We start from the raw sequence: 13,425 nt of genomic DNA, 5'->3' as shown, positions 1-13,425 counted from the left end.
GCATGGGGTTCCGGTTCGACGCCGGGGCGGGGATTGCGTAGACTAGTTCCTCGGTGTTGAAATCGCCATGATGGTTCGTGCCTGAGTTGGCTCAGCCGGATCGGCGAGATCTCTCCATAGGGTAGTGGCGCAATTGGTAGCGCAGCGGTCTCCAAAACCGCAGGTTGCAGGTTCGAGTCCTGTCTGCCCTGCGCATTCGACGTAACACAATAGTCCTTGCGGGCTACTGAAACCGACACAAATGGAAGAGGTTGAAGGTGACCGAAACGGCTGCGGGCAGCCCACAGGGTGGCCCTTCCGAAAAGAACACTCCCAAGCGGGGTTTCTTCGGCCGAATCTTCCTCTTTGTGCGGCAGGTTATCTCCGAACTCAAGAAGGTAGTTGTACCGACCCGCAAGGAACTCGTGCGGTACACCATCACCGTGATGATCTTCGTGATCATCATGATGCTGATAGTGACCGCCCTGGACTTCCTGTTCGGGACGGCTGCGGTGTGGGTCTTCGGCGGCGCATAGCGGGACCCGTGCGGTAATGCAGTAAACAAGCTGAAGAATCTTAGAAAGCAGGCGGCTAGGTGTCCGAGCAAGAACTCGAACGGCAGATCACTTCTGTTGAGGATGATCTGGAGAACGAGGATCAGGTAGCTGATTCCGGTGTCGAAGCGACCCCGGTTGACAGTGATGCCCCGGCCGATAGCGAGACCGAAACTGTTGCAGATGACGTCGATGTCGAGGACTCCGCTACTGCGGACACCTCCTCGTCCGACGAGGACGCTGTGGGCGACGCTGCTGAAGGCGATTCCGTTGAAGGTGACGCTCTTGAAGCCGACGAAGCTGCTGAAGAAGCAGTTCAGGCCGAAGATCCCGTAGCTGCCTTCAAGGCGCTGCTGCGCCGCCAGGAGGGTGACTGGTATGTCATCCACTCCTACGCGGGCTACGAGAACCGGGTCAAGGCCAACCTCGAAACCCGCATCCAGACCCTGGATATGGAAGAGCACATCTTCGAAATCCAGGTGCCGATGGAAGAGGTGGTGGAGATCAAGAACACCACCCGGAAGATCGTCAACCGGGTCCGCATCCCCGGCTACGTCCTCGTCCGCATGGACCTCACCGACGCCTCGTGGGGCGCCGTTCGGCACACCCCGGGCGTCACCGGTTTCGTGGGCAACGCTCACAACCCGGTGCCACTGAGCCTCGGTGAAGTGTTCTCCATGCTGGAACACACGGTGGTTCACACCGACCCCGAATCGGGAAAGCCAGCAAAGAACCAGCTGACTCCGGCAACAGTGAACTTCGAAGTTGGCGAGCCGGTCACGGTCAACGAGGGTCCCTTCGAGACTCTCCAGGCCACCATCTCCGAGATCAAGCCCGAGTCCCAGCAGCTTGTTGTTCTGGTCTCGATCTTCGAGCGCGAAACTCCGGTGACGCTCTCGTTCAGCCAGGTCACCAAACTGCAGTAACCAAGCTTCGTTCCACCCGGGCCGGCTTAGCCCAGGTGGTGCGGTAGGTCATCACGCCATGGTGACCAACAACCCATGGGACGCTCCTGTCCTATGGACGTAATGTGAAAGAAGGACCCTTCATGGCCCCGAAGAAAAAGGTCACCGGCCTGATCAAGTTGCAGATCAATGCAGGCGCCGCCAACCCGGCACCTCCCATTGGTCCAGCTCTTGGCCAGCACGGCGTCAACATCATGGAATTCTGCAAGGCGTACAACGCTGCAACGGAATCCCAGCGCGGAAACGTAGTTCCCGTTGAAATCACAGTGTATGAGGATCGCTCATTCACGTTCATTACCAAGACCCCTCCTGCGGCTGAGCTCATCAAGAAGGCTGCCGGAGTCCCCAAGGGTTCGCCGACGCCGCACACCGTCAAGGTTGCGAAGCTGACGAAGGACCAGGTCAACGAGATCGCCACCATGAAAATGGAAGACCTCAACGCCAACGACATCGAGGCAGCTGCCAAGATCATCGCCGGCACCGCCCGTTCTATGGGCATCACGGTAGAGGGCTAAAGCCTTCCATCCACCGCCCGGCGGCATCGTCCGCCGTGCACCTCAACATCAAAACGTAGACGCAAGGACCGCCAGTCAGGCGGATCGGAGTGTCGGAGTGTGGCAGGGCCCGCGCGGTCCGCAGACCACAACTGCATAAGGAGAAAAAGCAGATGGCAAAGCGCAGCAAAGCATATAAGGCGGCCGAAGCCAAGATCGAGGCAGACAAGCAGTATGCCCCGCTCGAGGCAGTAGTTCTGGCCAAGGAAACCAACCCCTCGACGTTTGACGCCACCGTTGAGGTAGCGTTCCGGTTGGGCGTTGACCCCCGCAAGGCCGACCAGATGGTCCGCGGCACGGTCAACCTTCCTCACGGCACCGGCAAGACCAAGCGCGTCCTGGTCTTCGCGACAGGCGAGAAGGCTGAAGCGGCAATTGCCGCTGGCGCCGACTTCGTGGGTTCCGACGACATGATCGAAAAGGTTGCCGCAGGCTGGGTCGACTTCGACGCCGCCGTCGCCACCCCTGACCTCATGGGCAAGGTCGGTCGGCTCGGTAAGGTACTGGGTCCCCGTAACCTGATGCCTAACCCCAAGACCGGCACCGTTACAGCCGATGTCACCAAGGCTGTCACCGACATCAAGGGTGGAAAGATCGACTTCCGCGTCGACAAGCACTCCAACCTGCACTTCATCATTGGCAAGGTGTCTTTCGATGTGCAGAAGCTCGGCGAGAACTACGCCGTAGCGCTGGAAGAGGTGCTGCGCCTGAAGCCTTCGGCTTCCAAGGGCCGCTACATCCAGAAGGCAACCGTCTCGACCACCTTTGGTCCTGGCATCACCGTTGACCCAAGCGTCACCAAGGTCTTCGCCGAGGCGTAAGTCTCAGGACGCCGTCAGGCGCCATTCAAAGGACCGCAGCTCACAAGCTGCGGTCCTTTGGCCGTTAACACCCAAAATCCAACCCAGGAAACTAGTGATTGGCATCTATCAATCACTCGGCTAGACTTTTCCCATGACAACCTCAGCCATGACGATCGATCTCCTGCCCCGCCCGGCAACTCTTGATCTCCCTGACGGCGCCGACTTCATTGCGGCGGCGGATTTGAGCAACCTGATGGAGCGGGTTCTCTGGGGGAACGACGATCACTTCTATAGCCCCCAGGCCCGTTATGAGGCGTCCCAGCCCAACGACTACGAGGAGCGGGTGATGTTCGTGGCCCGGGACGCTGGCTCCGTCGTCGGGAAGGCAGTCATTGATATCCCGCTGACCGACAATCTCAACACCTGCTACGTCTTCGTGCTGGTACACCCCGATTATCGGGGGAAGGGGCTTGGCTCGCGGCTCTATAGTGTCCTCGCCGATCATGCGGCATCGGTGGGCCGGTCAACCATCATGTCCTGGACCGATCTACCCGCAGGGTTCGATATGGCTCCAGCCAACGTCCTCGTGCCGGCCACGGGTGCTGGGGCTTTCCCACGGAACTGCGCGACGACGGCGCTTGCTCTCCGGAACGGCTTCCAGTTAGCTCAGGTAGACCGGTGCAGCGTGCTGGAATTGTCCACTTCGCTACCCCGCGCTGCAGCGCAGGCGCAGGCCGCGCACGAGGTGGCGGGTGAGGACTACGAGCTGGTGCAATGGCGCGATCGCTGCCCCGATGATCTGGTGGACCAGTACGCGCTGCTGCGGAAGACCATGAGTGCCGACGTGCCGATGGGGGATCTGGAGTGGGAGGAAGAGGTGTGGGATGCCGCACGGATCCGGGAAGGCGAAGAACGTCTGCTCAGGTCAGGTGGCCACTCACTGGTCCGGGCGGCCCGCCACCTCCCCACCGGGCTACTGGCAGGTCACACCATTCTTGAGTACCAGCCGGTAAAGCCCGAGGTGGTGTCCCAGGACGACACCCTGGTGTTGCGCTCACACCGGGGGAAGCGCCTGGGTATGTGGCTGAAGACGGCAAACCTCCGCGAAGTGCCATCGGTGTGGCCGGAGGCACGCCGTGTCTACACCTGGAACGCCGAGGAGAACCAGCACATGCTCGCCGTGAATGTCGAGATGGGATTCGTCCCCGCGGGCTATACCGCCGCGTGGCAGAAGAAGGGCTGATTTTCTCGCAGAATAGTGGCTTCACCGCGGGCCCGGCCAGGATAGTGGCTTGGCCGCGGGATAGTGGTTGGCCAACCGCGATCCTGCGGGTGGGCCACTTTCCTGTGGGGGAACGGGCGGGGTCGGGCGACAAAGGGAAGGGCCGAAGCGCGGGGCCGAAGCGCGGGATGACGCCGGATTTGGCTACCTTCCAGCGCGTGACGTACCCTTGAGGAACCAAAGACCGTCGGTCGATGCGTATCCCACCCTTACTTCGCAGGATTTCCTGCGGCGTAAGGACCGGGACATGTGTCTGAAGGTTCCCGTAAAGGGCGGCCAGCGCAGGTGAACGAAGCTTCCCAGAATGACAGGTGAAAACCGGAATTCTGGATCGAGCCCCGTGCATCTGCGCGGGGCATTTTTTATTGGGGCAGTAAAAGCCGGCATCAATTCCCCGGAAGGAGGGTTATGGCAACCGCAATCAAGGTAAGCGCAGTTGAGGAAATCGTCACCGATTTCAAAGACTCAAATGCTGCAGTCCTAACCGAATACCGCGGGCTCACCGTTGCACAGCTAAAGGAACTGCGCCGTTCACTCGGCCAGGACACCAAGTACGCTGTCGTCAAGAACACCCTGACGGGCATTGCAGCCAAGGAAGCTGGCATCGACGCGTTCGAGAACCAGCTTGCCGGACCTACTGCAATCGCCTTTATCAAGGGTGACGCCATCGCGGCGGCAAAGAGCCTGACGGATTTCGCGAAGTCCAACCCACAGCTCATCATCAAGACCGGCTTCTTCGAGGGCAAGTCCCTCGACGCCGCTGGTGTAAAGGCTCTCGCTGCTCTCGAGTCGCGCGAACTTCAGCTGGCCCGCGTTGCCGGAGTGCTGCAAGCACCCATGGCAGCTCTTGCCCGCACCCTCGATGCCTTGCGCATCAAGCAAGAGGAGGAAAGTGGAGCGCCTGCAGCAGCAGAGACGCCAGCCGCCGACGCTCCTGCTGCAGAGGAAGCAGCTGCACCCGCAGCAGCCGAGTCAGAGGCCGCTCCCGAAGCTGCCGCAGCGCCTGAAGAGAAGTAATTTTCTTCATCCACCAAACTCCGGTTCCCGGCGTCACATTCGATGCCAGGCACCACTATAGGAAGGAAGGCTCTCGCCATGGCGAAGCTCACCAACGAAGAGCTCATTGAAGCTTTCAAGGAACTGACCATCATCGAACTCTCCGAGTTCGTCAAGCTGTTCGAAGAGACCTTCGACGTCACCGCTGCTGCTGTTGCAGCTGCACCCGCCGGTGGCGGCGCAGGCGAAGCTGCTGAAGAGGAGAAGGATTCCTTCGACGTTATCCTCGAAGCAGCAGGCGACAAGAAGATCGCAGTGATCAAGGAAGTTCGTGCCCTGACTTCACTGGGTCTGAAGGAAGCCAAGGACGTTGTCGACAGCGCCCCCAAGGCTGTGCTGGAAGGCGCAACCAAGGAAGCTGCCGAGAAGGCCAAGGAATCCCTCGAGGCCGCTGGCGCGACGGTAACCCTGAAGTAGTCTTTCCCCAGTTCACGAAAAAGCCCCTGACTCACTGAGTCAGGGGCTTTTTCATGTCAGCTGTTAGTCGCGGTAGAGCAGGAGGGCTTCTCCCTGCCCGCCACCACCGCACAGGGAGACGGCAGCCTTGCCTGTTCCACGACGGCTCAGCTCATGCGCAGCATGCAGGGCCAGGCGCGCACCCGAAGCGCCGATGGGGTGACCCAGCGCAATCGCACCGCCATGGATGTTGGTCTTCTCCAGGGGGTAGTCCAGGTCCTTCAGCGACTGGCAGGCGACCGAACCGAACGCCTCGTTGATCTCAATGAAGTCCAGGTCCGAGGTCTGCCAGCCGGCACGGCCCAACGCCTGCTCAATCGCCCGTGACGGCTGGGAATGCAACGAGTTGTCGGGCCCGGCCACCTGACCCGGCTGGCCCACCACCGCGAGGATGGTCAACGATTGCTCCTCAGCGTTGGCGCGGGTGGTCAGCACGAGAGCTGCCGCTCCATCGGAGAGTGGCGACGAGTTCCCCGCAGTGATGGAACCTGCCTGATCGAATGCTGGCCGCAGCCCGGCCAGCGACTCAACTGTCGTCGTCGGGCGGACTCCCTCATCCGTGTTGAGGACCAGCGGCTCGCCTTTCCGCTGGGGGACTGACACCTGAACGATTTCGACGTCGAAGACGCCGGACTCGATCGCAGCGGCGGCGCGCTGGTGGGACGCGGCCGCGACGGCGTCCTGATCCTCGCGCTTGATGCCGAGCCCGGTGTTGCCCCGCTCGGTGGACGCACCCATCGATTCGTTGTCGAACGCATCGGTGAGGCCATCGTTGGCTACCGAGTCAATGGCCTGAATGTTTCCATAGGTCCAGCCCTGACGGGATCCGGGGAGCAGATGCGGTCCGCGCGTCATTGATTCCTGACCACCAGCTACCACCACGGTCGCCTCGCCGCTGCGGATGAGCCGGGCGGCGTCGATGACAGCTGTCAGACCGGAAAGGCACACCTTGTTGAGGGTGACCGTCGGGACATCCCAACCGATACCGGCCTTCAGCGCGGTCTGGCGTGCCGGGTTCTGGCCGCAGCCAGCCTGGATGACGTGGCCCATAATGACGGCGTCAACCGCACCGGCGTCAACCCCTGCCTTCTCCAAGGCGCCGCTGATGGCGATAGCTCCCAGATCGACCGCAGTGAAGGAGGACAGCTGTCCATTCAGTCGGCCCTGTGGGGTCCGGGCTCCGCCAACAATGACGACGTCGGACGGTGACATAGCTTGAGTGTTCATCTAGAGGATCGCTCACTTTCGTCTTTGAAGCAGTTCCGACAAGGCTACTCCCTCCGGCACAACTCAGCTAGGAAGCATTAACTGAAATCCGGTTGCGACGGCGGGTGAGCACGGAAGCGAGAAGCACTCCAGACGCCAGCGATCCAAGCCCCCCGACAGCAATGTCCCCCAGTGTGTCTTCGTAGCCCACATTGATTTCGTTGGTGATGTACCTGTTTCCGCCCCACTCGGCGAACTCCCACACCACGCTGAGGCTCAGTCCCAGCGCCAGAGTGAGGATAGTGACTCCGGTGGCCGCCCGTCGGGTTGCTTCGGGACGGGGCAGGTACCCCATCCGCAACAGCAGCAGGTACGCAATCGGGGCGATAGCCGCTGTAGCGACCGTGTGGATGGCGAGGTCCCACCAGGAGACGACCTCGTACAGGTCTGTGACGGCGCTCCAGGCTGCCACCAGCAGCACCACCCCGTAGGCTGTGTCGATCCGGGAATCAACGGGGATCATCCGTGAGAGGAGTACCCCGCCCAGCACCAGAAAAAGCACGGCAAACTCGACCGGACCCCACCAGAGCAACACCGCAATGACGCTGAGCAGAGCGGCCCCCCGGACTCCGTCAGCCGCCACCGCCCACGGTGTTTCCGGTGGGCGAAGTAGATCGTCAATCATGTAAAACACCCTAGTATCAATGCCATGCCCCCAACACTTTCAGTGGTGATTCCGTGTCGGAACGACGGAGATCTCCTTGCTCTCTGCCTGCAGGCCCTCGCCGGGCAGACCCGGCGACCTCTTGAGGTGATCGTTGTTGACAACGGTTCAACCGACGCCACCGTTGCCATCGCCGAAGCCCATGGCGCCCGGGTGGTGACCGAACCCATGGTCGGCATTGGGGCGGCCGCGGCAGCGGGCTACGACGCCGCCCGAGGAACGATCATTGCGCGGTGTGATGCTGACTCGGTGCCGCCACCGGACTGGCTCGAACGCATTGCGGCACGGTTCGACCTCAACCCCGACCTCGCGGCGCTCACCGGACCGGGCTGCTTCTACGGGGTGTCGCAGATCCGCGCTGCGGTCGCGGACCTGCTCTACATGCGCGCCTACTTTGCTCTGATGGGATCAGCGATGGCTCACTGGCCACTGTTTGGGTCCAACATGGCTGTGCGGGCATCGGTATGGGAGGACGCCCGTCTGCGGGTGCATTCCACGGACCCGGAGGTGCACGACGACGTCGACCTTTCCTTCGCGTTGAGACCGGGCCAGCGGGTGGGGTGCGACTTTTCCCTGTCCGTGGGGATCTCTCCCCGTGCGTTGGCCGGGGGAGCGGACCTCCGGCGACGGGTTACCCGAGCCCTGCACACCATCGTGCTGCACTGGCGGGTGGAGCCTCCGTGGCGACGGTGGCAGTGGCGCTTCCGCGAGCTACGCCGGGGATAGCGGGCTCACGAGCACCACATAGCTGGCCGGCGTGCACAAAAGGAGCTACGCCGCAGGTGAGTGGTGGGCCAACCACTCACGCGCGGGTGGGCCACTTTTCTGCTCACCCGGGGGTGGTCAGCCGCGTCCCTAGCTCGTCGGAGGGCGATAGGCAGTTCCCCTAGCCAGCCGGATACAGCAGGGGAAGTTGCAGGGTCAGCCACGGGCTGAAAGCCCAGGGGGTCAGCTGCACCGCCTGGACCAACTGCACCGGGTCAACCCATTCCCACTGGCTGACCTCGGACTGGCGGGGGGACAGGCCACCGACGATGCGGGCCGTGTACACCGGGCAGATCTCGTTCTCCACGATCCCCGAAAAGTCAACAGCCCGGTACCGGAAGTCGGGGAGCGCCACCGTCAGGTCGCGCACCGTGATGCCGAGCTCGTAGTCAGCGCGGCGGTTGATCGCGTCGACAGTGCTCTCGCCCGGGCCGGGATGCCCACAAAACGAGTTGGTCCACACCCCGGGCCAGGTGCGTTTGGAAAGTGCACGCCGGGTGACCAGGATCGAGCCGTCGTCGTTGTACACATGGGTGGAAAAGGCGAGGTGCAGGGGTGTCGACGTGTGATGTACCTGCGACTTTGCCTCAGTGCCGATGGGGTCGCCGCTCTCATCCACCAGGACCACCAGTTCCCCTCGGGACGCGGAACTGTCTTCTGCTACAAACACCGTTGGACCACTCTCCGACCCAGTCGTTTAGCTAAAGAATGTGGGGTCAGTGTTTACTTTACCTATGGACATGGAAACCCTGCTGGTCGACTCCCGCGGCTTGGAGCAGGTGGAGAGTGTCCTCGCGAGCAGTTTTGCCCGGTCGAAGGCACGCGCCGCGACCCTGGGCCCCACCTACCTCCAGCTCTGGGAAACCCTTGAGACCTGCGCTGCCGGCGGCAAGCGGTTTCGGCCACGCATGGTCATGACGGCCTATGACTGCCTGTCCGGACCCGATCGCGCCACCGCTGCGCTGGTTGCAGCCTCCTTTGAAATGCTGCACACGGCCCTGATTGTGCACGACGACGTCATTGATAGGGACTTTGTGCGGCGGGGGATCCCCAATGTGGCGGGCACCTACCGGAACCAGGCGGAGGCCGCCGGACTTGGCGTCGACGATGCCACGCACCGCGGGCTGTCCATGGGCCTGATCGCCGGTGATCTTGCCCTGTCCAGCGCACACCGTCTGCTGGACGGCGTCCGAACCGACCCCGCAACGCGTGAGCGGCTGGGGGAGTTGCTCGACGACGCCGTGTTCGCCTCGGCCGCCGGGGAGCTTCTCGACGTCGATGCGTCCATTTCCGGCACGGCGGGGGCCGAGGACCCACTCCAGATGGCACGGCTGAAAACCGCTGTCTATTCGTTTGAAAGTCCCCTCAAAGCGGGAGCGATCCTCGCCGGAGCCGACCATGCCATCGTGGAGACGCTCGGTGACTTCGGGCGCGACGTCGGGATCGCCTACCAGATTGCCGATGATATTCTCGGCGTGTTTGGGGACGAGGAAACCACCGGGAAGACCAACTGGGGAGACCTCCGCGAAGGCAAGCGGACCGCGCTGATCACCTACGTTGCCCAACGCGCCGAATGGGAGCAGATTTCGGGACTTATCGGGTCGGCCGAGCTGTCAGCCGACGGGGTCGAGGAAATTCGGCGGGTACTGAAGACCAGTGGCGCGCTCGAATACGCGGTGTCCCTGGCCACCGATTACGCCCAGCGGGCGCTGCGCCACCTGGACAGTACCCACATCCCTGTCCGCCTGAAGACCGGGCTGACGCCGGTTGCCGCGGCTGTCCTCGATCGGGTCCGGTAACCTCCCATGCAGCCACGGGATGCCCTTGCCTTCTACACCGGTGTGACCCACCGTGCCTCGGCAATCGTGATCAGGTCCTACTCCACCTCGTTCGGGCTGGCTTCGCGCATGCTGGGTGCCGACGTCCGGCAGCACGTGGAATCGGTCTATGCTCTGGTCAGGGTCGCCGACGAAGTAGTGGATGGGGCCGCTGCGGCCGCCGAGCTCACTGCAGACCAGGTCCGCGCAGTGCTGGACGATCTCGAAAGCGAAACGGGGCGGGCCCTCGACGTGGGCTACAGCGCCAACCCGGTGGTCCATTCTTTCGCGGTCACAGCCCGGGAAACGGGCATCACCGCGGAGCTGACCCGCCCGTTCTTCGCGTCGATGCGGGCGGACCTCGACCGGACCGAGCACACGCAGGAGTCCTTCGACGAGTACGTGTACGGGTCAGCCGAAGTAGTGGGCCTGATGTGCCTGAAGTGTTTCCTCTACCGGCAGCCACCTCTCGCCCGGGATGAGGAGGCTGCACTGGTCGACGGCGCGCGCCGCCTCGGCGCCGCGTTCCAGAAGATCAACTTCCTCAGGGATCTCGCCGAGGACTTCGAATCCCTGGGGCGCAGCTACTTCCCGGGCGTGAGCCCCGGGAACTTCGACGAGGCAGACAAGCACCGGCTGCTCGACGACATCGCCGAAGACCTCGCCGTCTCAGCCGTTGCCCTCCGTGATCTCCCGCCCTCCAGCCGCAAGGCCGTCGCCCTCGCCCAGGGCCTGTTCGCCGAGCTCGCCGCCAGGCTCCGCAGCACCCCGGCACCCGACCTACTCACCACCAGGATTCGGGTACCGAACCCGGTCAAACTTCGGATCGCGGCCCGAGCGTTGGCAGGCCGCCTACCGCAGCCAGATGAAACACCCCAATGACCACCGGAAGGCTGCCATGAACTCCCACGCACCCCTGAACGGCCCGCGCCGGAACGTCGTCATCATCGGCGGCGGGATTGCCGGCCTCGCCTCAGCCGCGCTGCTCGCAGAGGAAGGGCACAGCGTCACCGTGCTGGAACAGCAGGACGCCACGGGAGGCCGCGCCGGGCTTTGGGAACGCGACGGGTTCAGATTCGACACCGGTCCCTCCTGGTACCTAATGCCCGAGGTCATCGACCACTTCTTCAGGCTGCTCGGCACCAGCGCTGCCGAACAGCTGGACCTGATCAAACTCGACCCCGGCTACCGTGTCTACTACGAGGGCCACCCCGAACCCCTGAACGTTCCGGCGGACCGCGCCGACGTCGTCAAGCTGTTCGACGACGTCGAACCCGGTGCGGGGGCGGCCCTGGAAAAGTACCTCGACTCGGCCGGTGACACCTACACCATGGCCACCCGCCGGTTCCTCTACTCGACCTTCCAGTCCTTCGGCCCCCTGCTGCGCCCGGACGTGCTGTTGCGTTCCCCGAAGCTGATCCGGCTCCTGCTGCAGCCGCTGTCCGCACTCGCCGCGAAAACGGTCAAGGACAACCGGCTCCGCCAGATTCTCGGCTACCCGGCAGTGTTCCTGGGCACCTCGCCGTTCGAGGCGCCCAGCATGTACCACCTGATGAGCCACCTGGACCTCGACGACGGCGTCCTCTACCCCATGGGCGGTTTTACCCGACTGACCCATGCCGTCGCGGCCCTCGCACGGGCCAGGAATGTTGACATCATCACCGGTGCGCGGGTGGAAGAAATCCTGACGCTGCCGGCCACCGGCCGTCGTCGTCGGGGGCGGGCGACCGGAGTGCGCTGGGTTGCGGCCGACGGAACCATCCACACCACTGCCGCCGACACCATCGTCGCTGCCAACGACCTGCACCACACCGAAACGCAGCTGTTACAGCGTTCCGAGCAAACCTACCCGGAAAGCTACTGGGAGCAGCGGACGGCAGGGCCCAGCGCGCTGCTGTTGTACCTGGGTGTCCGCGGTGAGCTGCCCGAGCTGGAACACCACACGCTGCTGTTCACCGAGGACTGGAAAGACAACTTCTCCCGGATTTTCGGCACCACCACCTCGGTGCCGACGCCTGCATCGCTGTACGTCTGCCGTTCCAGCGCCACCGATCCAGGGGCAGCACCGGAAGGTCATGAGAATGTTTTCGTCCTGGTTCCGCTGCCGGCGGATCCGGGGCTGGGCGGTGGTGGTATTGACGGCGAGGGAGACCCTCGCATTGAACGCCTGGCCGACACGGTGATCGAGCAGATCGGAGCATGGGCCAAGATCCCCGACCTGGCCGAACGGATTGTGGTGCGCCGTACCTACGGTCCCCAGGACTTCGTCGGGGATTTCAACGCCTGGAAAGGCACCTCCCTGGGACCTGCCCATGTCCTCAAACAGAGCGCTTTCTTCAGAGGACGCAACATGAGCCGCAAGGTGGAGGGCCTCTACTATGCGGGCAGTTCCACCCTCCCCGGTATCGGCATCCCGATGTGTTTGATCAGCGCCGAACTGCTCATCAAACGCCTGCGTTCCGATACCAGCACTGGGCCCCTGGCCGAGCCCCTGGTCAGTCCAGCGGCTGCCCCACGGGTCGACGACGGCAAGGTCCGGCGATGATCAGTGCCCTGTACCTGGCCGCCCTGCTCGGCGGACTGGCCTGCGCAGCTCTGATGGATTACCGGTACGGGTTGTTCTTCTGGTCAGCGCCGCGACGTGCGGGCCTGGTCCTCGCGTTGGGTGTGGCGTTCTTCCTGGCCTGGGACCTAGGCGGAATTGGGCTGGACATCTTTTACAAGGGAGACTCTGAGTTCATGATCGGCGTGATGCTGGCACCCGAACTCCCCCTGGAAGAGTTGTTCTTCCTGGCCTTCCTTTGCTGGATGGCGATGAACGTGTACCTGCTCCTGAAACGGACTATTGAGTCGCGAACCCAGGTGGCCCAGTGACGTACTGGACCCTCAATGCGTTGTTCTTGATTCCCGTCGCGATCATCACCATCGCCGCGGCGGTGACCTCGCGCCGTCGGACCGGACCGTCAAGGACCGGATCCGCAGCCACCCTGTGCTGGCGCGCGGTGGGGTTAGCTGCGGTCATCATGCTCGCCCTCACCGTTGTCTTCGACAACCTGATGATCCACCTGGGCTTCTTCGGCTACAACCCGGACTGGATTTCCGGCGTGTTTGTGGGAGCAGCGCCCCTGGAGGACTTTGCCTACCCCTTGGCGGCGGTGGTGCTGTTGCCAGCACTGTGGACCCTGTTCACGCCACCGACAGCGTCTGCTTCAACCGCCGTTCCCCCAGCCGAACGGAGCCACCCGTGAGCGCGCCCGCCGGAAC

16 protein-coding genes and 1 tRNA gene are annotated in these 13,425 nt (G+C 63.0%); 14 read left to right on the top strand and 3 right to left on the bottom strand.

What is annotated here, in order from left to right; translation table 11 throughout:
• Positions 1-118: 118 nt before the first annotated feature.
• The 8 genes from IWX62_RS13895 to rplL all read left to right on the top strand — a co-directional run bounded on the left by IWX62_RS13895 (position 119) and on the right by rplL (position 5,610).
• A tRNA-Trp gene (locus tag IWX62_RS13895) sits at positions 119-191 on the top strand.
• Between the two features lie 66 nt (positions 192-257).
• Positions 258-515 (top strand): preprotein translocase subunit SecE, encoded by a 258-nt coding sequence (gene secE, locus IWX62_RS13890; RefSeq protein WP_196842009.1) that lies wholly within the window; start codon positions 258-260, stop codon positions 513-515.
• Positions 516-574: 59 nt separating this feature from the next.
• Positions 575-1,459, top strand: coding sequence for a transcription termination/antitermination protein NusG (nusG, locus tag IWX62_RS13885; RefSeq protein ID WP_196842008.1), 885 nt, complete (start codon positions 575-577; stop codon positions 1,457-1,459).
• Positions 1,460-1,581: 122 nt separating this feature from the next.
• Positions 1,582-2,013 (top strand): 50S ribosomal protein L11, encoded by a 432-nt coding sequence (gene rplK, locus IWX62_RS13880; protein WP_196842007.1) that lies wholly within the window; start codon positions 1,582-1,584, stop codon positions 2,011-2,013.
• Between the two features lie 152 nt (positions 2,014-2,165).
• Complete coding sequence (gene rplA / locus IWX62_RS13875; RefSeq protein ID WP_196842006.1) at positions 2,166-2,873, top strand: 50S ribosomal protein L1; 708 nt, start codon at positions 2,166-2,168, stop codon at positions 2,871-2,873.
• Between the two features lie 133 nt (positions 2,874-3,006).
• Entirely contained in the window at positions 3,007-4,098 is a 1,092-nt protein-coding gene (locus IWX62_RS13870) for a GNAT family N-acetyltransferase (protein ID WP_196842005.1), read from the top strand.
• Between the two features lie 447 nt (positions 4,099-4,545).
• Complete coding sequence (gene rplJ / locus IWX62_RS13865) at positions 4,546-5,154, top strand: 50S ribosomal protein L10 (RefSeq protein WP_196842004.1); 609 nt, start codon at positions 4,546-4,548, stop codon at positions 5,152-5,154.
• A 78-nt stretch (positions 5,155-5,232) separates the two neighbouring features.
• Positions 5,233-5,610: a 50S ribosomal protein L7/L12 gene (gene rplL, locus IWX62_RS13860; protein WP_196842003.1), complete on the top strand. Its 378-nt coding sequence runs from the start codon at positions 5,233-5,235 to the stop codon at positions 5,608-5,610.
• Between the two features lie 63 nt (positions 5,611-5,673).
• Here rplL and IWX62_RS13855 read toward each other — a convergent pair whose 3' ends face one another.
• Positions 5,674-6,861 carry an acetyl-CoA C-acetyltransferase gene (locus tag IWX62_RS13855; RefSeq protein ID WP_333483436.1) on the bottom strand — a complete coding sequence of 396 codons (1,188 nt, stop codon included), beginning with the start codon at positions 6,859-6,861 and terminating at the stop codon, positions 5,674-5,676.
• Positions 6,862-6,943: 82 nt separating this feature from the next.
• On the bottom strand, positions 6,944-7,540 hold the full coding sequence (locus IWX62_RS13850) for a hypothetical protein (protein WP_196842001.1): 597 nt from the start codon (positions 7,538-7,540) through the stop codon (positions 6,944-6,946).
• A gap of 24 nt (positions 7,541-7,564) precedes the next feature.
• Between IWX62_RS13850 and IWX62_RS13845 the strand changes: the two genes are divergently transcribed.
• On the top strand, positions 7,565-8,305 hold the full coding sequence (locus tag IWX62_RS13845; protein ID WP_333483435.1) for a glycosyltransferase family 2 protein: 741 nt from the start codon (positions 7,565-7,567) through the stop codon (positions 8,303-8,305).
• 160 nt (positions 8,306-8,465) lie between these two features.
• Here IWX62_RS13845 and idi read toward each other — a convergent pair whose 3' ends face one another.
• Complete coding sequence (gene idi, locus IWX62_RS13840; RefSeq protein ID WP_196842000.1) at positions 8,466-9,014, bottom strand: isopentenyl-diphosphate Delta-isomerase; 549 nt, start codon at positions 9,012-9,014, stop codon at positions 8,466-8,468.
• A gap of 64 nt (positions 9,015-9,078) precedes the next feature.
• On the opposite strand from idi, the gene IWX62_RS13835 reads away from it, so the two are divergent.
• From IWX62_RS13835 to IWX62_RS13815, 5 genes are read left to right on the top strand one after another with little or no spacing between them, the layout of a single operon-like run.
• The gene (locus tag IWX62_RS13835) at positions 9,079-10,143 is read left to right on the top strand and encodes a polyprenyl synthetase family protein (RefSeq protein WP_196841999.1); all 1,065 of its coding nucleotides are present in this window, start codon (positions 9,079-9,081) and stop codon (positions 10,141-10,143) included.
• 6 nt (positions 10,144-10,149) lie between these two features.
• Positions 10,150-11,043 (top strand): phytoene/squalene synthase family protein, encoded by an 894-nt coding sequence (locus tag IWX62_RS13830; RefSeq protein ID WP_196841998.1) that lies wholly within the window; start codon positions 10,150-10,152, stop codon positions 11,041-11,043.
• Positions 11,027-12,706: a phytoene desaturase family protein gene (gene crtI / locus IWX62_RS13825; protein WP_442859264.1), complete on the top strand. Its 1,680-nt coding sequence runs from the start codon at positions 11,027-11,029 to the stop codon at positions 12,704-12,706. Before IWX62_RS13830 ends, crtI begins: the two co-directional genes overlap by 17 nt.
• Positions 12,703-13,035 (top strand): lycopene cyclase domain-containing protein, encoded by a 333-nt coding sequence (locus IWX62_RS13820; RefSeq protein ID WP_196841997.1) that lies wholly within the window; start codon positions 12,703-12,705, stop codon positions 13,033-13,035. The genes crtI and IWX62_RS13820 overlap by 4 nt, the downstream gene beginning before the upstream one ends.
• A complete protein-coding gene (locus tag IWX62_RS13815) occupies positions 13,032-13,409 on the top strand; it encodes a lycopene cyclase domain-containing protein (RefSeq protein WP_196841996.1) in 378 nt (125 codons plus the stop codon). Before IWX62_RS13820 ends, IWX62_RS13815 begins: the two co-directional genes overlap by 4 nt.
• Positions 13,410-13,425 lie beyond the last annotated feature (16 nt).

Source organism: Arthrobacter sp. CAN_A1 (assembly GCF_015751665.1).
GTDB lineage: Bacteria > Actinomycetota > Actinomycetes > Actinomycetales > Micrococcaceae > Arthrobacter_D.
The sequence above is the reverse complement of the archived record's forward strand: the minus strand, read 5'-3'. Positions and strand labels throughout refer to the sequence as shown.

What these genes read in the sequence shown, in the direction of transcription:
- IWX62_RS13850 (WP_196842001.1), bottom strand. Translation starts at nt 7,540, where the DNA reads ATGATTGACGATCTACTTCGCCCACCGGAAACACCGTGGGCGGTGGCG.
- IWX62_RS13830 (WP_196841998.1), top strand. Translation starts at nt 10,150, where the DNA reads ATGCAGCCACGGGATGCCCTTGCCTTCTACACCGGTGTGACCCACCGT.
- rplK (WP_196842007.1), top strand. Translation starts at nt 1,582, where the DNA reads ATGGCCCCGAAGAAAAAGGTCACCGGCCTGATCAAGTTGCAGATCAAT.
- IWX62_RS13855 (WP_333483436.1), bottom strand. Translation starts at nt 6,861, where the DNA reads ATGTCACCGTCCGACGTCGTCATTGTTGGCGGAGCCCGGACCCCACAG.
- IWX62_RS13835 (WP_196841999.1), top strand. Translation starts at nt 9,079, where the DNA reads ATGGACATGGAAACCCTGCTGGTCGACTCCCGCGGCTTGGAGCAGGTG.
- IWX62_RS13845 (WP_333483435.1), top strand. Translation starts at nt 7,565, where the DNA reads ATGCCCCCAACACTTTCAGTGGTGATTCCGTGTCGGAACGACGGAGAT.
- rplA (WP_196842006.1), top strand. Translation starts at nt 2,166, where the DNA reads ATGGCAAAGCGCAGCAAAGCATATAAGGCGGCCGAAGCCAAGATCGAG.
- IWX62_RS13820 (WP_196841997.1), top strand. Translation starts at nt 12,703, where the DNA reads ATGATCAGTGCCCTGTACCTGGCCGCCCTGCTCGGCGGACTGGCCTGC.
- rplL (WP_196842003.1), top strand. Translation starts at nt 5,233, where the DNA reads ATGGCGAAGCTCACCAACGAAGAGCTCATTGAAGCTTTCAAGGAACTG.
- crtI (WP_442859264.1), top strand. Translation starts at nt 11,027, where the DNA reads ATGAAACACCCCAATGACCACCGGAAGGCTGCCATGAACTCCCACGCA.
- rplJ (WP_196842004.1), top strand. Translation starts at nt 4,546, where the DNA reads ATGGCAACCGCAATCAAGGTAAGCGCAGTTGAGGAAATCGTCACCGAT.
- IWX62_RS13870 (WP_196842005.1), top strand. Translation starts at nt 3,007, where the DNA reads ATGACAACCTCAGCCATGACGATCGATCTCCTGCCCCGCCCGGCAACT.